This is a genomic window from Pseudaminobacter salicylatoxidans (assembly GCF_003148475.1).
Lineage (GTDB): Bacteria > Pseudomonadota > Alphaproteobacteria > Rhizobiales > Rhizobiaceae > Pseudaminobacter > Pseudaminobacter salicylatoxidans.
This window is the reverse complement of record NZ_QGGG01000014.1, coordinates 61,185-79,200: the sequence shown is the minus strand read 5'-3', so window position 1 is coordinate 79,200 and position 18,016 is coordinate 61,185. Positions and strand designations below refer to the sequence as shown.

The window sequence follows — 18,016 nt, the reverse complement described above, 5'->3', positions numbered from 1 at the left end:
TCTGTAATGACATTTGCGTACATCCATGCCGTTGCGCAGACAGTATCTTGCCCTGTTGCAGCGCAAAATGCATAAGGGCTTTGCCTGAAATTCGGGGTCGTGGAGGAGCATGAAATGACGAACACCGCACCGCTTTGGACTCCATCTGCTGAGCGGATTGCGGCCGCGCCGATCACTGCATTCATGGCTGAAGCATCGGCGAGGGCGGGGCGTCAGTTGTCCGGCTATGCCGAGCTGCATACCTGGTCGGTGACGGAGCGCGAAGCCTTCTGGAACCTGGTCTGGGACTTCTGTGGCGTCGTTGGCGACAAGGGCGAACGCGTGCTTGCCGACGGCGAGCGCATGCCGGGCGCCCGGTTCTTCCCCGATGCCCGCTTGAATTTCGCGGAAAACCTGCTGAAGACAACAGGCGCGGCCGACGCCATCGTCTTCCGGGGCGAGGACAAGGTGGAGCGCCGGCTGTCCTGGGATGAACTGCGTGCCTTGGTGTCGCGCCTGCAGCAGCTTTTCCGCTCGCTCGGCGTTCGTCAGGGCGACCGCATCGCCGCGATGATGCCCAATATGCCCGAGGCGGTGGCGGCCATGCTGGCGGCAAGCTCGATTGGCGCGGTGTGGTCGTCCTGCTCGCCCGATTTCGGCGAACAGGGCGTGCTCGACCGTTTCGGACAGATCGAGCCGGTCGTCTTCATCGCGCCCGACGGCTACTTCTACAATGGCAAGGAAATCGACGTGGCCAGCAAGATCGCCGCCGTCGCGCAGAAGCTGCCGACAGTGCGCAAGGTGCTGGTGGTGGACTATCTTGGCAGCGCGCGAGCGGTGGTGGCGGGCGTCGCCAATGGAGCGGCCCTGGACGATGCCATCGCGCCCTTCGAGCCGACGAAACTTACGTTCGAACGGCTGCCGTTCGCGCATCCGCTCTATATCCTGTTTTCCTCCGGCACCACCGGCATCCCCAAATGCATCGTCCATTCGGCCGGCGGCACGCTTATCCAGCACGTGAAGGAGCAGCGGTTGCATGCCGGACTGGAGGAGGGCGACCGCTTCTTCTACTTCACCACCTGCGGCTGGATGATGTGGAACTGGCTGGTGTCCGGCCTCGCTTCCGGCGCCACGCTGCTGCTTTACGATGGTTCGCCCTTCTACCCCGACGGCAATGTGCTGTTCGATTTCGCCGATGCCGAGAAGATGACCTATTTCGGCACTTCGGCGAAGTTCATCGATTCGGTGCGCAAGGCGGGTCTCAGGCCCATCGACAGCCATGACCTGTCGACGGTGCGCACCATCTCCTCGACCGGTTCGCCGCTGTCGCCGGAAGGCTTTGCCTTCGTCTATGACGGCATCAGGCAAGACGTCCACCTGGCATCGATCTCGGGCGGCACCGACATCGTCTCCTGCTTCGTGCTCGGCGTACCGACCGAACCGGTGTGGAGCGGCGAGATCCAGGCGGCGGGGCTGGGCATGGCGGTGGATGTGTGGAATGACGACGGCCGGCCGGTCCGTGGCGAAAAGGGCGAACTGGTGTGCACCAGGCCGTTCCCGGCCATGCCGATCGGCTTCTGGAACGACGCCGACGGAGCCAAATACCACGCCGCCTATTTCGAGCGTTTCGACAATATCTGGTGCCATGGCGACTTTGCCGAATGGACCGAGCATGGCGGCATCGTCATCCATGGCCGCTCGGACGCCACGCTCAACCCCGGCGGCGTGCGCATCGGCACCGCCGAGATCTACAATCAGGTCGAGCAGATGCCCGAGATTGTCGAGGCGCTGTGCATCGGCCAAGACTGGCAAGATGATGTGCGCGTGGTGCTGTTCGTGCGGCTGGCCGAGGGCGTCGCACTCGACGAGGCGCTTGAGAAGCAGATCCGGACAAAAATCCGCACTGGTGCCAGCCCGCGCCACGTACCGGCGCGAATCGTGGCGGTGAACGACATTCCGCGCACAAAGTCGGGCAAGATCACCGAACTGGCGGTGCGCGACGTCGTCCATGGCCGGCAGGTCAAGAACAAGGAAGCGCTGGCCAACCCCGAGGCGCTCGACCTGTTCAGGGATATTCCGGCGCTGCAGAATTGAGCGAAGCGGAAAACTGCCCGGCGCGTTTCATGAGTGAGCCGCGTCGCATGACGCCCGGCTATCTCGATCCTTAGCCCACAGGCTGTCGCTTTCCCGTGTCGGCAACGGGCCGGGCTCCGGTGCCGGATCGGGATTCGGTCCTGGCGGCGTGGGCGGTGTCGGATCGGGAACGGGACGCGGCGGTCCGCCGACACGCATGGGCGGCTCCTCGGCTTCATCCGGGTTGGGCAGTGGCTCCTCATCCGGCAGACGGTCGGGGTCTGGCTCGTCAAAGGGTCGAGGCTCGCGGCCGGGCTCCGGGGCATTGTCGGGATTCGGTTTCTTCGGACCCTGCATGTCACAGCCTCCTTCTGGGCTTTCGGTGACAACAGGCGCACACCCTCATGGTTCCGGTGTTTGCCGACACAATTGCATGCTTGCGCATACCGCCCGCAGTTTGGGGCAGGGGACGAAAAAGCAGCCTCACGCTGATCGATTCAAGGGCGAGAAGAGGGGGGCCGTTGCAAGGGGCTGTGTTGGGCCGGCCGCCTGTTACCGTAACGCAGGAGAGCAGCCGGAGCGCCTGCGAACCGACGCCTATCCCCGGCTATGGTCGGGGATAGGCGAATTGCTTTGTCAGCTCTTTTTCTTCGTGATCAGCGTCAGCGTTCCGTCCGTGCTCATCGTCGTGGCCACCACCTGGGCGGCTGTCGCGCCCTTGGCGTCGAGTGCCGCTTTTGCTTCGGGGTTGGCTTCAACGGTGCTGCGCAGCTGCTGGAGATTGTCTTCTCCGGCCTGTGCCACAACCTGCTCGACCTGCTTTTGTGTCTCCTGAGGCAGCTCGCTGACATCAACGACATCGAAGCGCTGGATCTGCGGTGCCGCAGGGGCGGACGCGGGCGGCTGCGCTGGTGCCTGGGAGGGCGTTGCAGGCTCTTGTGCATTCGCCGCCATGGCGCCGATGAAGGTGATGCTCGCTGCCAGCATGAAAGCTTTGCGCATGGGTGTCCCTTTCCAGTTGGTCCCCGCTGGGTGGCCACCTGATCGGGACAATGAGGCCAGAAGCCGCCATTGGCCGGGTTTTTTTGTGACAATTGGCGCCAGCGATTTTGTCCGCGCCTCAAGCAAAAAGCCCGCGGATCGCTTTTTCCTGCCTGCCGGTCGCTCCGCATCTGGCGCTCAATGTGCGAGAGAGGCCCGGCCGTGACTACGGGGTACCGGCGCTCGGCCGGGCCTCATGCTGCCTCATACGAAGGAAGCCCGAGGAAATTGGCAGATCGGGAGGCCATGGCTCAAGTCGGAGGAAACCCGCGCCAGGAGTGGGGGTTTCCCGTAAGGGCTCCGCTATGCGCGTCATCACCCCGCTTCGCTTCGTCGAAATGGGCTTGCCGCCTTTCTGGCCGCCGTTTTCCCTGACCTGACAGGTTCCCCGGCTTGCGGTAGAATCGCTGGCATTATTTCTACGTGTCGCCAATGAAAACGCGCTCCGGTTCCAGCTTGGCAGGGTGAACCAGCATGACAACACGTGGCGTTGAATTTGTATTCCTTTGGCTCAATGCGCATTTTTCATCTTCGAACAATGGGAGAGGTGGCGACATCTCTCCCAAACTGCTCGCGGAGTTCTGTTTTGCTGATGCCAAGAAGGCCGGCATTCCTGAAGCCGAGATTGTAGAGGAAATCGGCAACCTGGAAGTTGTCATGCGCAGAGTGATTGCGGCTACGAGCAAACGGGGCGAGATAGATAAGGCGGTTTGATCCCGACGGTTTCGGAAATCTTTGCAGCTCGTCGTGTCGCGGGCGGCGATCGTGACGCGGAGAAGAGCCCCGTTCTCCTATTTCGATTTTGAGGAGTACACCCGGTCTCAAGCGGAATGATCGCGCCTGCATCGCGAACACTTCTTGTTGGGCCAGGGGTGGCGAGCGTTGAAGAACGATCCCTCGGTCTTGAAGAGGGAGCAGCCACATTCCGGGCATGCGAACAGGAAATAGGCTCCTATCCCATGGGCAGCCCAGATTATCAGCCCTAATTGCGTTCCGCCCGGTCCGAACAAATGCTTTAGAATTGGCTCCCACATCGGCATCGTGACGAGGATCAAGATCGTCCAACCCATGAAGAGCCATGCTTTGACGTAAAGTGACATCGGCACTCAATAGCTCGACGGCATGGGCTGAACAACCACGGCGGTGCCGTGTCGAGGGAACGCCCCTAAGCTTGGTGAGCGAAATCGGGCGCGTGGGCAAAGCCGCCCGACTTGCACCGCGATTTCTCTCGTAGTTTAAACTGGTGATCTGCGCCTAACCGAGGAACATAGGTGCGGATGAGCTGAAAGCGAGCCGCTGTCCGATAAGTCAAATCAGGAGTATGTTCGGGCCGTGACGGCGATGGGGCTCCGCGTATAAGACCTGCAGACTCATATGCCGGGTCGAACCAGACGATCGCCTTTGAAGCCGGCGGTGATCGCGGAGAAAGACATGCTCACGAGATATACGGCCAGAAACGTAATTCCGAAGAACTTGAATGCCTCTTCCAACAGGACGCTTCCGGGCATTGTCAGGTCGGCCATATCCACCAGCGTCGAAAGCGCCAGGAAGGCGAGGGACGTGGCAAGGCAGATCCAGTTTGTGAGGCGCGCGACGGAAAACGCCGTCGCAGCGAAGGCGACAATCAGCAGCGCATATCCGGCCATCACGACGACCTCCGGAATGCCGATTAGATAGCTGTGTTCGTGAAACATGAAAAAGTCGTCCAGCGCGGCCGTTGCGCAAAGCAATCCGCCCAGCAGGAGAGGGCGAATGCGAGGGTCCGGCTCTCCGGTATGCTGCAGGCAAAGGACGGTAAAAAGGGAAGTTGATCCGCCTGTTATCCAGAAAAGGACACCGAGATTCGAATAGAATCCGAAATAGGCTGGCTGGTTGGCGATGGCATTCGGGTCTCGTACCAGGTTCCAGTTGTCGATGCCAAGGACGCGATCCAGAAAAACCACCAAGCCGATGAGCGCGACATTGGCCGCGAGGACCAGCAAGAACCATTGCCATGGCTGTTGTGAAACACTTGCAGCCTTGACTATGGAACTGATGGGCAAAGGTATTCTTCCTCCGGTGCTGCGCTGCATCTTTGCCTCCTCCTGTAGCGTGCGCCAATCGCTACATCGGACAGTGGCGGAAGCTTGGCCGGCTCAATAAATTTCTATACCCGATTGTATCAATTGGGCCTGTAGTCGATCCTTGTTATCAGCGTGTTCCAGCGCCCGAGCGATGGGTCACCTGTCAGTTCCCCTCGGTACCTGACGTTCAGATAGACCTTGAAGCCGTTGTCGGTGGCGCGGCTGGCGAGTTGACCGTGATCAGGCTGCAACAATTGGTCGACCTGAAATCGGGGCAAAACACCCCCAGGAAAAGAATCGACTTGGCCTCAGTGACATAACCCCGGAATTACCGCAGGATGCCAGGCGTCGGTGTGTTGAATTCATTTTGAAAGGAGGTGGTACCGTTGGCTGGGATCGAACCAGCGACCTCCGGATCCACAATCCGAAGTCACCCATTGAATTCATTGCTTTTTTGGAAGCCGTGTCGCATCCATGTTGCGTCAAGAAAGTAACGCCGCCTCCGCAGCGGCCAGTTCGTCGGCGTCGTCACCGCGCGGAAAGAGGTGTCCATAGACGTCCATCGTCATGGTGATTGAGGAATGTCCCAGGCGCTCTTGGACCACCTTGGGGGGTAGACCCAACCCACCGTCTTGCTGCCGATTGATGCACCAGGAGGCATAGAAGTGCCTGAGGGCGTGCATGCCCTTGTACTTAGGCTCTATGACCGACTTTCCCTCGTTGTCGACTTCCTCGGCCTCGACCGCCACTCCTGCCCGCACCTGGGTCGGCTGGAGCCCGCGGCGCACGATGTTGTTCAATTGCTCGACGTGCCCCAGGCCGTTCGGAAAGACGAGATCGAGCACCATGATATCGTGTTCGTCTGCGTCCACCTTGCCGGTTTTCTTCTTGGGGCAGATCAGCTTCCATTCGCGCAGCGCATTGATGACCAGCGGAGGTGCCGGCACCACACGCTCGCCGGAATACGACTTGGGCTTGCCGATGGTGTTGAAGCGATCGGCGCGCTGGCGCACATGGATTTCGCGCTTGTCTAGATCGACATCTTTCCAGCGCAATCCGCGAAGCTCTGAGGCCCGCAGCCCGGTAAATATGGCCGTCAGCAGCAACGGCCGCCAGCGGCCTTCCGAGGCGCCTACGATGGCCTTTATCTCGTCGCGGGTGGGAATATCCTCCCCGACCTTCAACCGCCCCTTGTGGCGCCTCTCCTGACGGCGTTCGCCTCCCTTGCGTCGGCCGCGGATGTCCCTTACCACATTGCGCACCGTCAGCCCGCGTTCCTGCGCATCGGCAAGGAGCGAACCTAAGCTCACCATCACTTTCCTGATCATGGCCGGAGACCGGTCAGCAGCGCGCAAATCGTCCTCGAATGACCGGACTGTCGGCACGTTCAACGCCGAGAGCTTCAAATCGCCAATGAAAGGGATGATGTGAAGATGCAGGTGCGATCGATAGCTGTCGACGGTCGTGCGCTCAAGCCTGGCCGCCTCGGCGCTTGCTATCCAGAAGTTGCCCGCCTGCTTTACTGTGGCGCTGTCGCTATCTGCGACGTGAACACCGTCGCGTACCTCAACTTTGGCTGTGGCTGCAAACTGGTCGGCATCCTTCTTCTTCGCGAAGGTTTTCAGTCGACGCTTGCTCTTGGTGTCGACATAGTCGACGACCCAGGCGGTTTTCTCTTCGCCCTTGCCGGTTGTCCATGTGCGTTTGCGGATGGACATTAATCGGCTCCCTTTGCGGCATTGCGGGCACGCATAGCTGCTACTCTGCAGCGATCTGAACAGTAGACGGAATGGGAACGCCGTCCGGTCAACGGGCCAGTGAGATAGGCTTTGGAACAGTGGAAACACCGAGCCAGAGTTGCACCGACTTCATAGGCGAAGACCGCCTCCATAATCATGAAATCGGCAAGGTTCGTTGGTCGCATGACAAGTTTGCTCTGGCTGCCCGCGTGCTCGAACGACGGTGCCAGCGATACGAATTTGAGAACGCCGTTTGCATGTTGGGCTTTCTCAATCGAGTTGGGGAACGCGCCCAGAGCCAGAATATCCTCCAAATCCTCCTTCAGAGCATAGAGCGATGCTACCGACAGTTGGTGCGGGGTTAGTAGCTTCTGAGGCAGACCGAAACGGGAGACAAACGTGACGAGGTCGTCATCTCCTGAGGTATTGAGGAAGCGGATCGCCATCGAGTTCTCGAGATTGGTGATGCTGTAAACCACAGAATCCACTCGTTCCGAGCGAGCGCGTAACTTTCGGTAGTCGATATCCGGGTGTTTTGGCTCCCCGGCATTGTCCCCCTCAACTATCTCAACACCATCGCGCGGCCGCTGCCAGTCTAGTCGAATAGGTATCACATCGCCACCTTGTTACGAACTTTATGATAAATCCGCTATATGGATGGGTAACACGGATTTTTGGATGGTTCAATCAGATCTGCTTTGTTACGTTATTTTTGAAAAATTCATAACGGTGAAAGGGGCTGAGCCATGGAGAACACGAGTAAATCATTCAATCTCATTTGGGGGGCTGGTGCCATCGCTGACGAGCTAGGTTGCGACCGTCGGCGCGCCTTCTATCTTCTGGAAAAAGGCGAAATCCCTGCCAAGAAAGTCGGAGGGAAATGGGTCGTTCGCCGTGACGAACTGCACGCCTTTTTTCTGAAGGGCGACGCAGCATGAACGTCGACCCCCTATCTCCTGGTCAGGCCGATCTGGCTGAAACGCCCCGGGCGCAGCACGCCCGGGCGATCGTCCCGGATCTCGCGAACCGCTTTCACCTCACCGCCAAGGAAGCATGCGAGGTCGCCCGCGAATATGGGCTGCGATTGGCGAGGGCGGGATGAGCGCCCCTGCAAGGCAATATCGCTCACCACTGGCAGCGGATACGGCGGCCATGGTTAAGGCCCACACGACTGAGGAGCAACGGCGGGAGTATCGCGAAGATCTCAAACATCGAGATTTCGGCTCTCTGACCAGGTTTGAACGGCTGAGCCTAGGTCATACGCTGGGTCGTAAGGACCAGCGCCCATTTGCCCGCGCCGAGAGGCGTATGGCAGAAATCAATCGGCTTATCGAGTTCCGTTACGGCGGGGAGATTCCTGAAACCGATGACCTCTGTAACGGATACATCTTCTGTATGGCGCATGTTGCGCACGCACACTTCAACGATGAGGCCGATCGCCGGTCATTCATGTTGAAGTGGTTGGCGCGCGTAGCCTCATGGATCGAGGATCGAGAGGATCTGGTCGAAAAACTCATGGCGAAGATGCATCCTCGTCGAAAGCATCTTCGCGATCAACCCGCCGGAAAACTCGTCAACCTGAAGATGACGGAACGCCAGCACCTTAGCATCATCACGATGTCCCCGGCTGACCTGACATCATTGCAGTTCGCAAAGGCGAGAAAGGAAGCGAAGCGGGCTGCCGACCGGGAGCGCGCTGCACGCAAGAGGCTTGCACAAGGCGCGAAACGGCAATCAGCTTCGATTACTCAGACCAAACAGTGGGAGGAAGCTGGGTTCAAATGCCGTCGGACATGGGAACGTTGGCGCGCGCGACAAGCTTCAACTTCCCCCTCGGCTGAGCCTGTCGCAATTTCGTCGCACGCCTGTACGTCAAGTGTTGTCGCAACTTCGTCGCCACTTATAGTTCCAAGGATAGGAAGCGACGAATTTGCGACAAGCGTCGCCTTTGCTCCTTCGACAGAGCCCAGCTTTGCTGATTTAGCCTCCAGCATGGGAGGCGGCGTAAGCCCGCCGACCCCAAGCGTGGCTCCGGCATCGACCAACGTGCACTGTGTTCATTCAGAACGAGACGTCCTTCAGACGCCCGGCGGGCTAGATGCCGCCGGTCTTGGTCACAGCAAGAAAAAGGAAGCGTGACCGTGCACCAACTCGATCTTTTTCTTCCAGCGCCTCCAAGGCCAGCCGAGTGGTTTCCAGTGCAACGCCGGCGGCGCTTCATCTCCAATGTTGCTCGGATTCTTCTCGATCGCGAAGGCGGCAAGAGACAGAAACGATGGCGATTGGAGTGCACGCGGCTCGAATGTGAACTGATAGTCGCCGGCATCCGTGATCGTGTCTTCATCACGGCAGAACTGGCGAGCTTTAAGTCAGCTGTCGAGGCAGAAATGTGCCGTCAGATTATCGAAGGGGTGTCGAGGAGCCAGCGCGGCGGGGCAGTGTGAAAAAAGAAGCGCCGCCCTGTGCGAGAGGGCGGCGCGAGGCACAAAGCCTGAGGGTCATGCATGACCCGGCGAACATACGCGACCGGCCCGAAACCTTCAAATGTTGCGAGAGTCAACGAACAGGAGCAAAAAATGAGCACGAATGAACGAGAGCGAATTGGCGCGATCATGCGCACCGAGGCAGCCCGGCGGCTGCCTCGCTTGGCGGCAGCGCTGAGCTACGAATCTGACGTCGCCCCCGAACAAGCCGTCGCGATCATGCGCGCTGCCGAAGCCGATGTGGCAGCGGCAACCGCGAACGCCGAACCGCCCCTAGCGCCTCGCACCTATCCGGCCGCAGGCGCCCTCGGTCTAGGCACGCCGGATCCGCTGGACAAGCCATCGGCGTCAGCCGGCTGGGGCCGCGCAGTCGCCAGCGCAAACCGGCGCATTGGAGGTAACCAGGCGGACAATTGAGCAGCGTGGAACCAGGGGCACCGGCACCGGGCCGAGGTGCCACCTCAAATCAGTTAGCGAGGACTAAAATGAAAAACCCATTCCGGACGGCCGGTACGCTGGTCAAAATCGAGAAGCAAATTCGCGAACGCGAGGCCACGCTCGGCGAACTTGTAAAAAAGCAGGCCGTGATTGAAAAAATTTTGGAGGGAAAAGGAGCGGAATTGCGTGGCTTTGTGCGGCAGTTTCCTTCTGAAGATCCGCCCGCCGAACTGCGGCATGCGGTTGCAATGGCGCGTGAGCATCATTGCGTGATCATAGAGAGCATTGCTGAGTGCGAATCGCAGCTTTCTGATCTTCGAGGGGATCTGAAGGCTGAGCAGGAGCGCGCTCAACGTGAGGACGTTGCGGGAACCTTGGAGCGAGCTGCCGATGCGGTAGAGCAAGTTTCCAAAGAACTCGGCAGCGCAGTGGGGGCGGTGGCCGAAGCCATTACGAAGCTCAGGGCTGTCATTCCGCAAAACTTGGCAACACATGAGGCTGATCGCGATTCTCGTCCGTACGGTCGAAGCGGGGGCACTTACGGCTCGGCAGAGGAACTAGCCAGCGCGCTGCTCGGGGAAATACTGTTTGAACAGATGCCTGAGTTATTTGACCGACAACCGCATGTTGTCGGCTCCGCCGTGGCCGCTATTCGAACCCCCAACATCCGCGAGATTGTCTTGCATCGCATGAACTTAAATGGCCGCCACCCTAGGTCGACTTTTGTTGACGGAGTTCCAACTGGACTGCCGGCTGAGGAGGCTGTCAAAGTTTTCACCAAGGGGTGGAGAGAGCGCGCGGAATGGATCCGGAGCGGCGAGATCGCCGCCGACCTGAGCATCATCGAGTGCCCCAAGCGCGAAGAGGCCTCACCAAATTTGTCTGAAACTCAGGTGATGGTCACCAGAAAATTCCGTTACATTGGTGAGAAAGGGAGGAGAAGCTTTTGCGACAAGTGGTCGTACCACCTACCAAATGCCATTGCTCATGCCGCGATAGCTGCCGGCTACGCCGTGGCGTTCGATTCGCCCGAAGGCCAGGAGGCATATTCGGCGGAGAGGAAGGCCCGCGAGCGTGATCGAGAGCGAGGCGTCTCCGAGATAGTCGATCCTTTCGGCACCCTCGATGATTACGCCGATCTCGGAAATCCACTCGGAATTCCGGTCATTGGGACCACGGAAGAGGCGGTAGACCTCATGCATGCGTCAGGCTCCGGTGGCGTCATTGCCTCCTCCAGAAGAGGCGGTTAACCGGACGCGGCGCGGCCCAGGCCGCGCCGCTTTCCCCCCACTCATTTCGCTCGCTCGCGAACACGGGCCATGACGCTTTGTTCGCGACGAAGAGCCTCGGCTTCTTCGGCGTCGCCACCGTCTATGGCCTCGCCGGAGGCAGGCAGTCGCACACCTGGCCCGCCCGCTACCTGCTGCCCATCGTCGAGGAATATCACGCCGGCACCTTCCAACGCCTTCCGAAGGGCCTCTTTTGTGCTGCTTCTAGGATCGCGCGCACCCCGTTCGAAGTCCACTATCGTTCGATGGGCGACAGTCGAAAGTGTGGCGAGATCTTCACGGGAGATTTCTACGAGTGCTCGAGCCGCTCGACATTGTGCCGGGGTTATCATCTGCCTTCTCCGTCTTAGTTGCAAAAAACATGTTGACTTAGTTTGCGCGAAGTTGCAAAAAACATGTATATTTATCGTTAATACCGACGAGGAGAAGTCAATGTCGAGTCACGCTGCTCGGCATGCCGCCCGAGGCATGCCTGCTGTTCATTCGGAGCTTTTCAGCAATGTGGATTATGATGCCGCCACGCTGATTCATGGCGCCAGTGGGCGACTTTGCGACGTTCTGGCCATTCTCGATCTGGCCGAAAGTGCAGCCGCTGAAATGTCTGCCGAGAGCACGCAGGCGCAGTTGGTGGGTTCGTTGGAAAGAGTAATCCGCGTGGTCAAGGGAACGATAGCCCACGTGACTGTCGAGCTGGAGCGCGCCGAGACGGCCCTAAAGGCATAATAGCTGTGATGATAATGGGCGCGGACTACGCCGCGCCCATCTCCTGCCCTAAGGCGCGACCCCATAGTCGGCGAAGCCGCGGCGCAATTGCGCGTCGACGCCTGAATTCGCGGAGGCCGCGGCCGAACCAGCCTCGCGGAGGACGGATAGCAGCCGTTGCGCCTTTTCAATTGCGCTGTCGATCGAGGACGGATCGACCTTTGGCGTGGCCGTCACCGACAATGCATCTTTGATCTCCGTTCCGGCCTGCTCGGCCTGCGCCTTGATGGCGGAGGTATCGAGTGCACCGCCTCCTTTGTTGATCCGCATGTGGTCCCGGAGATTGAAATCCGGATCAGCAGCATCGCCGAACAGCAGTCGGCTCCAACTGAATGCAGGTTTGTCGCCGATACCCAGGCCACGTTGAAGCGCTGCGCGTGCCTTGCGCTGGTTGGCTACCTGTTCTTCAAAGGTATTGCCCGGGGTGTCGGAGAGCGTGGTGGACACGAAACCGGGCGCGCCCGCAACGGCAAGACCACGAAGCCATGCAAGCGCACCGGCAACGAAGCCGGTGCCTGTCCCTGATGCCGTCCCGCTGCCTGGCGTTGCGCCTCCACCACGCAGCGATAGCGCCGCCGCCTCCAGCGACGCAGCAGCGGCGTTGAGGTTGGTGCCAGCGGTGGCCAGCCCCCAGATTGCCGTGGAAACCTTCCACGTTCCGTAGATCGCCGCAGCACCGCCAACGGCGGCTGCACCGGACATGACGCGCGGATCTGCCTGCTGGACGAGTTGGGCGAACGAACTTACGGAACCGGACAACCGGTTCAATGAGGGCACGATGACCGGCATGACGTGCTCGCCAAGCGAGGCCGAAAGATTCTCCAACGACTGCGTGAACCCCTTCCAGGCAACGAAAGGATCATTATCCTTCGCCTCGTCCGCAGCGCTCGTTCCCATCGCCCGATTGTACAAGCTGACCAGCCTGTCGACCTGATCCTGCTGTGTGATCATGCGAGTGAGGAGACCGGTGGCGTTGGTATTACCGGAAAGGCCGGAAACGGCCTTTGCAACAGCGGTATCATTGGCGATATCGACGCCGTCCTTCTGGAGCGCGGGGATCAGATATTTCTTCACCCAGGCGTATGGGTTGGTGCCGAAAAGGTCGCCGTCGACAAGCTGCCCCTGTCCTTCTCCTGCGCGGATACCGATACGTTTCTGTTCCGCGATGTAGACCTTTCCGGCCACGTCTTTGGCGCCGACGACAAAGGCCTTGTAGGCGCTCGAAAGCGCGGTGCCGAACCCGTGCGATGTCATGTCCTGCATGAACGCTGGCGCAGTGGTCATGATGAACTCGGTGCTGAGACTCGGGCCGGCGATCTTCGAGCGCCGGGCAACGTCGAAGAGCTCCCCTGAATCCAGCTCAACGCCTTCGATCTGGGCCGCCTTCACCAAGCCGTTGATGATATCCTTTACTGCTTGGATACCGGTCTCGCCGTTGGCGTTCTGTCCAAGGTTGTCGATACCTCGAAGGAGGCGGGACATTTCGCCTGGCGCCGCGTCGATTCCCTTGGCTGTTTGCAGGGCGACGAGCCCTCGCGTCATTTCTTCGAGGATCGCCAGACCGCGTTCTGTCGTGCCCATGGTGTTGCGGGCAGTGCGTGCCATCTCCATGACATCGGTGATGTTCACCGATGGATATCGTAGGCTAAGACGTTCGGATCTGGCGAAAATGGCTTCGCGCTCTGCTTCCGGGATATCTCCCATCCGCTGGCGGAAATACTCGCGCTGCCGCTCTGCCGACGCGGCAATTCCTTCTCGGCCAAGCCGGCCGGCAATGTACACGCCGGTGTAGCCTCCCAGCATGACGTAGGCTGGGTGGAGCGCGGTCCTGATGCTCTGGCCGATGCGATTGGCTGTCCGCTCGGTCTCACGCATACTGGAGCGCACGGCAGCGAAATGGCCAACTGTTGCGGTGCGCCATGCACCGATTTCCGACTTCTTGAGAGCCGCGCCCAAATTGCGCGACACCAGGTCTCGCTCCAGGTTGGCCCATGATCGACGGACGTCATTTAGCTCCCGGGCGTTGAGCCCCAACTTGTCGAGTTGGCGCTGGAAGCCGGCCCCCCAAGGTGCCAACGACAGGCGTTTCGCGGCTCCCTCGATCGAGCGCATCGCGCCCTCGACCTTCTTTGCTTCCGTTAAGCCTTGCGTCTGAAGGCGCAAGACCAATTGACCAATGAAGGTGCGTGCCATCTGTCTCTCCGGTTGGCCTAAACTTCAAATTATGAATATCATGAAAGTCTATCAGATATTCTTATCGATTTGTAAGAGGAGGCACCGATGGCCAACGAAATGTCGGAAAAAAAACGACACCACACCGAGCGGTTTCGTGGTCGTCTCGTCGAGCGCTGGACGAACGCCAAAAGCGGCTACGTCGGGTTCCTCACCGGTCAAGGCTATAGCTCGGTCGAAATCGAAAAGATCATGGCCGATGGCACCAGTGCTCCGACTGTGCGTGGTCTCTGGAGGCGATGGGGTCTGCCGCTCAGCGAACTGCGAGGCGACCGGCGGAACCCGGTTACCATCCAGCTGACCTATAGCCAGCGGGCAAAACTCGTGCGGTTGGCGGAGAAACGTGGATTAACGCGGCAGGAATATCTCCGGCGTATCGCGGTCTGCGCGATTGCGGATGACATGTACGAAGCGGTAACCGATGGGGAATTCGATGAATGACGACCTGGACGTCCAGGGCAGTCAAGGAAGAGATGATCCGGGCATTCGAGGTGCTTTTCGAAACCACCGGCCCGGTCGGCCCTGACTGGTTCAAGAACAGCTGGCCCGAATATCGCGTTTCGTTTGAGGACGAGGTCGGCCAGCATGCCCAAGGCACACAGAAGAAGGCGACGCGGGTGCGCGTTCAGCGCACCGCGCGCGAGATCTCGTCGATGGAAAAGGTTTTGCTCGGCATCGGCGGCCAGCCGAGTTGGGGATCGTACCTGCGTGATCAGCCCGGTTTGCTGCGCACGCTGGTGGCCTGGTGCTTCTGGGAGATCAAGGGCCGGCACACCGAGGCGGAATGTCAGCGCCGTGGCTGGGCCTATTCGACTTTCCGCCGGCGGCGCGATAACGCAGCGGCGCGCATCGCAGAGAAGCTGAATGAGACCGGCGTTGAGGTGTGGTAAGTTCCCAAGCAACGACACCGGCAGTTATCCCGTTGCCTTGATCGAATCAAAGCTTCGATGCCAGATTAGGCAGCCCTTTGGAGAGGATTGCCACGATGCCGCTCACTCCCGCTGAAAAGATGCTCTATTCCGCCACTCGGATTACCACCTACCATAGAGGCATGCGGCGATCCGTTGGGACCGGATTCTTCTATATCGTGAATTTGGAAAACGGGCGCTCATCTGCACTGCTTGTTACCAATCGGCACGTCTTTGAAGGTTGTGATCGAATTGACGTAACGCTACCCATTCGCGACGAAAACGGCGAGCCCTCGCGCACTTTTCATACGTGGCAATTGGAGTTCCAAGGCAATCCCATCGGTCATCCCGATCCAACAATCGATCTTGCGGTGATTTCGATAACGGACCTTCATCGGCAAACTGCCGGCGCGAAGGAGCTTCCTTTCTATATCACGCTGTCCCGAGATATCATTCCATCCGTGGAGGCTTGGGCTGAATTCGACGCCATTGAAGAAGTCACGATGGTAGGTTGCCCCAACGGACTGTTCGACGAGGCGAACAACCTGCCTATCATCCGAAGGGGCATTACGGCTACTCATCCAGCCAAAAACTACCAGGGTCGTGACGAGTTTATGGTGGACCTCGCCTGCTTCCCTGGCTCTTCAGGTTCGCCCGTTTTTCTCTACAGCACGGGAGCGAATTTTGATCGCGCTACTGGTGGCTACGCATTGGGCAACATTCGCCTGTTGCTGATGGGCATTTTGTATGCCGGCCCGACAATTAACCAGCGAGGGGAAATCGTGTTAGCTCGGCAGCCCGCCGTTTCGGTCGCGGCAATGATGCACCTAGGGACGGTGATTAAATCCACCCATCTCCTCGCGTTTGACGCTCTCGTTCAGGAGCATGTTGAGCAAGGAACGGCGTCACTAGTCGAATGAGTTCCTCATAGCCACCCCGCCAGTGCCGCGCCGCCGAACGCCACGCTGCCCCAGAAGAATATCCGCAGCAGCGGGACGAATAGCTTCCTCTTCACCGGATCGGCGCCGATGTCGATCGTGGGCACATATTTCAGGTATATCCCGGGCTCGTAGTGAACCGGCCCTGTATCCGGGCCGGGGTCGATTCCCCGTTCTTCCTTCATTCGCCGGCGGAATTTGTAGGCGGCCATCTCCTCTTCGAGATCCGCCCGGTATTTACGATAAAGCGGTGATCCCTCGATCAGCGTCGAGCGTTCCATATCCGAGATCGGCCCGACCTGCGCCGCCGGCGGAATGATCTTCACCTTCTCCACTTTCGACGGGACGCCGTCGCTTTCAATCACCGATACCAGCGCCTCACCGATGCCCATGGCGGTGATCTCGGTGCGGACATCAACGCCGGGATTCGGCCGGAGCGCATCGGCGGCCGCCCGGATCGAGCGCTGCGCCGCCGGTGTATAGGCGCGGAGCGCATGCTGAACCCGGCTGCCGAGCTGGGCCAGGACGGCATCAGGAACATCGGCCGGTGTCTGGGTGACGAAGAACACGCCGACGCCTTTGGAGCGTACCAGCCGCACCAGGCGCTCGATCTGCTGCACCAGCGGCTTCGGCGCATCATTGAACAGAAGATGGGCTTCATCGAAAAAGAACACCAACTTCGGCTTAGGCAGATCGCCCGCCTCCGGCAGCTTACGGAAAAGCTCGGTCAGCAGCCACAGCAGGAAGGTCGCATATAGCTTCGGTGCCTCCATCAGCTTGTCGGCATGCAGCAGATTCACCACGCCGCGGCCGGCATCGTCGGTGCGCATCATGTCGAGGATATCGAATGGCGGCTCCCCGAACAGGCGGTCACCTCCCTGCGCCTCGAGCGCGAGGATATTGCGCTGGATCGCCGAGATTGATGACGCCGTGACATTGCCATAGCGCGCGCAGGTCTCCTCGCGCTCCTCCAGCATGTCATTCAGCGTCCAGCGCAGATCGTTGAGGGTGAGCATATAATCATGCTCGTCCTCTGATTTACGAAAGGCGATCGCCATCGCACCTTCCTGCGTGGTGTTCAGCCCAAGCATGCGGGAAAGGATCTGCGCACCCATCGCCTGCACGCTGGTACGGATCGGGAGGCCGTGCTGGCCGAAGATATCCCAGAACGCCACCGGATAGCGTGCCGGGACGAAACTCCGGCCAAGCGCGTGCGCCCGCGCGGCGGGCGCGCCGCTGGCATCGCCCATCGCGGCAATTCCGGAAAGATCGCCCTTCACGTCGGCGGCAAACACCGGCACGCCGGCGGCCGAGAACTGCTCGGCCAGGCGCTGCAAAGACGAGGTTTTCCCGGTGCCGGTCGCTCCGAGAATGAGGCCGTGACGGTTTGCCAAACCGATCGGCAGAGAAACGGGCGCGCCGTTGGCGGTGATGCCGATATCAATCGTTTCCATGACTTTCCCCGGTGCAGTTATACGTGGGAATAGTCCCACGAAACCGGCATTTTTGCAAGCAAAAGAACGAAAAACATAAACAATATCATGTATTTATTCATTTCCTCGCGCCTTTCTCGCGCCTCCCTGGCGCACCTCGACAGAAGCGGAGAAATGCTCTTGGTCTGGGTTGCGATACCCGTCCGCTCAAGCCCCCACCACCCGCCCGAGCTGCCCAGCTCACGCGCCTGCCGCGCCCTGCCTCGCTGATGGCCGCGCCCGCCATAGCCATGCGCATGCGCGCTGGTCTGCGCGGCCTGCCTGGCCTGCCCTGCCCACACGCGCCTCATACACGCGCCACGTGTGCCGGGCTGGCGTCTGGGTGGCGTGTCCGAGGCCCTCGAGGGCGGGCTCGGGACGGGGCAGAATGAGGCGTTTAGGGACCGTATGAGGGGGGCAAGCACCGCGGGGCGCAGCACCGCGGATACTGCCCGACCTTATCTTTTCTAAGGGGGTTCTTCCCCTGAGTGCTAAGCGACGCGAGAATCACGGAAATCTGTCAAGCAAAAAGGGTTCCGGCAGATTCCGAAAAGTCGGACAAAAGCCGGACAAACTCCGGACAAAAGTCGGACAAAATG

At 59.7% G+C, this 18,016-nt stretch carries 18 protein-coding genes; 12 read left to right on the top strand and 6 right to left on the bottom strand.

Features of this window, described 5'->3' with window-relative positions:
• Window positions 1-114: 114 nt before the first annotated feature.
• Window positions 115-2,073 (top strand): acetoacetate--CoA ligase, encoded by a 1,959-nt coding sequence (locus C7441_RS18245; RefSeq protein ID WP_109614103.1) that lies wholly within the window; start codon window positions 115-117, stop codon window positions 2,071-2,073.
• Window positions 2,074-2,688: 615 nt separating this feature from the next.
• Here the strand turns inward: C7441_RS18245 and C7441_RS18240 are convergent.
• The gene (locus C7441_RS18240) at window positions 2,689-3,054 is read right to left on the bottom strand and encodes a hypothetical protein (protein WP_019173041.1); all 366 of its coding nucleotides are present in this window, start codon (window positions 3,052-3,054) and stop codon (window positions 2,689-2,691) included.
• Between the two features lie 513 nt (window positions 3,055-3,567).
• Between C7441_RS18240 and C7441_RS18235 the strand changes: the two genes are divergently transcribed.
• Window positions 3,568-3,807, top strand: coding sequence for a DUF768 domain-containing protein (locus C7441_RS18235; RefSeq protein ID WP_019173043.1), 240 nt, complete (start codon window positions 3,568-3,570; stop codon window positions 3,805-3,807).
• Between the two features lie 656 nt (window positions 3,808-4,463).
• On the opposite strand, the gene C7441_RS18225 is transcribed toward C7441_RS18235, so the two are convergent.
• From C7441_RS18225 to C7441_RS18210, 3 genes are all read right to left on the bottom strand, one after another.
• On the bottom strand, window positions 4,464-5,165 hold the full coding sequence (locus C7441_RS18225; RefSeq protein WP_146201524.1) for a hypothetical protein: 702 nt from the start codon (window positions 5,163-5,165) through the stop codon (window positions 4,464-4,466).
• A 473-nt stretch (window positions 5,166-5,638) separates the two neighbouring features.
• On the bottom strand, window positions 5,639-6,874 hold the full coding sequence (locus C7441_RS18215; protein ID WP_109614100.1) for a tyrosine-type recombinase/integrase: 1,236 nt from the start codon (window positions 6,872-6,874) through the stop codon (window positions 5,639-5,641).
• Entirely contained in the window at window positions 6,874-7,341 is a 468-nt protein-coding gene (locus C7441_RS18210; RefSeq protein ID WP_210205676.1) for a hypothetical protein, read from the bottom strand. The genes C7441_RS18215 and C7441_RS18210 overlap by 1 nt, the downstream gene beginning before the upstream one ends.
• Window positions 7,342-7,641: 300 nt before the next feature.
• Here C7441_RS18210 and C7441_RS18205 point away from each other — a divergent pair, with 300 nt between their 5' ends.
• The 7 genes from C7441_RS18205 (at window position 7,642) to C7441_RS18180 (ending at window position 11,828) form a co-directional block, all read left to right on the top strand.
• Window positions 7,642-7,833: a helix-turn-helix domain-containing protein gene (locus C7441_RS18205; RefSeq protein WP_109614098.1), complete on the top strand. Its 192-nt coding sequence runs from the start codon at window positions 7,642-7,644 to the stop codon at window positions 7,831-7,833.
• Between the two features lie 160 nt (window positions 7,834-7,993).
• Window positions 7,994-9,034 carry a hypothetical protein gene (locus tag C7441_RS23850; protein WP_146201522.1) on the top strand — a complete coding sequence of 347 codons (1,041 nt, stop codon included), beginning with the start codon at window positions 7,994-7,996 and terminating at the stop codon, window positions 9,032-9,034.
• Window positions 9,035-9,036: 2 nt separating this feature from the next.
• Entirely contained in the window at window positions 9,037-9,339 is a 303-nt protein-coding gene (locus C7441_RS23845; protein ID WP_146201521.1) for a DUF6074 family protein, read from the top strand.
• A 132-nt stretch (window positions 9,340-9,471) separates the two neighbouring features.
• Window positions 9,472-9,795, top strand: coding sequence for a hypothetical protein (locus C7441_RS18200; protein ID WP_146201520.1), 324 nt, complete (start codon window positions 9,472-9,474; stop codon window positions 9,793-9,795).
• 68 nt (window positions 9,796-9,863) lie between these two features.
• Window positions 9,864-11,066 (top strand): hypothetical protein, encoded by a 1,203-nt coding sequence (locus C7441_RS18190; RefSeq protein WP_146201519.1) that lies wholly within the window; start codon window positions 9,864-9,866, stop codon window positions 11,064-11,066.
• Between the two features lie 77 nt (window positions 11,067-11,143).
• On the top strand, window positions 11,144-11,455 hold the full coding sequence (locus C7441_RS24300) for a hypothetical protein (RefSeq protein WP_210205675.1): 312 nt from the start codon (window positions 11,144-11,146) through the stop codon (window positions 11,453-11,455).
• A gap of 82 nt (window positions 11,456-11,537) precedes the next feature.
• A complete protein-coding gene (locus C7441_RS18180; protein ID WP_109614094.1) occupies window positions 11,538-11,828 on the top strand; it encodes a hypothetical protein in 291 nt (96 codons plus the stop codon).
• Between the two features lie 48 nt (window positions 11,829-11,876).
• Here the strand turns inward: C7441_RS18180 and C7441_RS18175 are convergent, their stop codons facing one another.
• Entirely contained in the window at window positions 11,877-14,060 is a 2,184-nt protein-coding gene (locus C7441_RS18175; protein ID WP_109614093.1) for a hypothetical protein, read from the bottom strand.
• An 87-nt stretch (window positions 14,061-14,147) separates the two neighbouring features.
• On the opposite strand from C7441_RS18175, the gene C7441_RS18170 reads away from it, so the two are divergent.
• The 3 genes from C7441_RS18170 (at window position 14,148) to C7441_RS18160 (ending at window position 15,927) form a co-directional block, all read left to right on the top strand.
• Window positions 14,148-14,540: a hypothetical protein gene (locus C7441_RS18170; RefSeq protein WP_109614092.1), complete on the top strand. Its 393-nt coding sequence runs from the start codon at window positions 14,148-14,150 to the stop codon at window positions 14,538-14,540.
• On the top strand, window positions 14,537-14,989 hold the full coding sequence (locus C7441_RS18165) for a hypothetical protein (RefSeq protein ID WP_109614091.1): 453 nt from the start codon (window positions 14,537-14,539) through the stop codon (window positions 14,987-14,989). Before C7441_RS18170 ends, C7441_RS18165 begins: the two co-directional genes overlap by 4 nt.
• A gap of 95 nt (window positions 14,990-15,084) precedes the next feature.
• Window positions 15,085-15,927, top strand: coding sequence for a S1 family peptidase (locus tag C7441_RS18160; protein ID WP_146201517.1), 843 nt, complete (start codon window positions 15,085-15,087; stop codon window positions 15,925-15,927).
• A gap of 5 nt (window positions 15,928-15,932) precedes the next feature.
• Here the strand turns inward: C7441_RS18160 and C7441_RS18155 are convergent, their stop codons facing one another.
• Window positions 15,933-17,399, bottom strand: coding sequence for a helicase HerA-like domain-containing protein (locus C7441_RS18155; RefSeq protein WP_109614089.1), 1,467 nt, complete (start codon window positions 17,397-17,399; stop codon window positions 15,933-15,935).
• Between the last annotated feature and the right edge of the window lie 617 nt (window positions 17,400-18,016).

Coding starts and splice junctions, on each gene's coding strand:
- C7441_RS18245 (WP_109614103.1), top strand. CDS start 115: ATGACGAACACCGCACCGCTTTGGACTCCATCTGCTGAGCGGATTGCG.
- C7441_RS18240 (WP_019173041.1), bottom strand. CDS start 3,054: ATGCGCAAAGCTTTCATGCTGGCAGCGAGCATCACCTTCATCGGCGCC.
- C7441_RS18235 (WP_019173043.1), top strand. CDS start 3,568: ATGACAACACGTGGCGTTGAATTTGTATTCCTTTGGCTCAATGCGCAT.
- C7441_RS18225 (WP_146201524.1), bottom strand. CDS start 5,165: ATGCAGCGCAGCACCGGAGGAAGAATACCTTTGCCCATCAGTTCCATA.
- C7441_RS18215 (WP_109614100.1), bottom strand. CDS start 6,874: ATGTCCATCCGCAAACGCACATGGACAACCGGCAAGGGCGAAGAGAAA.
- C7441_RS18210 (WP_210205676.1), bottom strand. CDS start 7,341: ATGGCGATCCGCTTCCTCAATACCTCAGGAGATGACGACCTCGTCACG.
- C7441_RS18205 (WP_109614098.1), top strand. CDS start 7,642: ATGGAGAACACGAGTAAATCATTCAATCTCATTTGGGGGGCTGGTGCC.
- C7441_RS23850 (WP_146201522.1), top strand. CDS start 7,994: ATGAGCGCCCCTGCAAGGCAATATCGCTCACCACTGGCAGCGGATACG.
- C7441_RS18200 (WP_146201520.1), top strand. CDS start 9,472: ATGAGCACGAATGAACGAGAGCGAATTGGCGCGATCATGCGCACCGAG.
- C7441_RS18190 (WP_146201519.1), top strand. CDS start 9,864: ATGAAAAACCCATTCCGGACGGCCGGTACGCTGGTCAAAATCGAGAAG.
- C7441_RS18180 (WP_109614094.1), top strand. CDS start 11,538: ATGTCGAGTCACGCTGCTCGGCATGCCGCCCGAGGCATGCCTGCTGTT.
- C7441_RS18175 (WP_109614093.1), bottom strand. CDS start 14,060: ATGGCACGCACCTTCATTGGTCAATTGGTCTTGCGCCTTCAGACGCAA.
- C7441_RS18170 (WP_109614092.1), top strand. CDS start 14,148: ATGGCCAACGAAATGTCGGAAAAAAAACGACACCACACCGAGCGGTTT.
- C7441_RS18165 (WP_109614091.1), top strand. CDS start 14,537: ATGACGACCTGGACGTCCAGGGCAGTCAAGGAAGAGATGATCCGGGCA.
- C7441_RS18160 (WP_146201517.1), top strand. CDS start 15,085: ATGCCGCTCACTCCCGCTGAAAAGATGCTCTATTCCGCCACTCGGATT.
- C7441_RS18155 (WP_109614089.1), bottom strand. CDS start 17,399: ATGGAAACGATTGATATCGGCATCACCGCCAACGGCGCGCCCGTTTCT.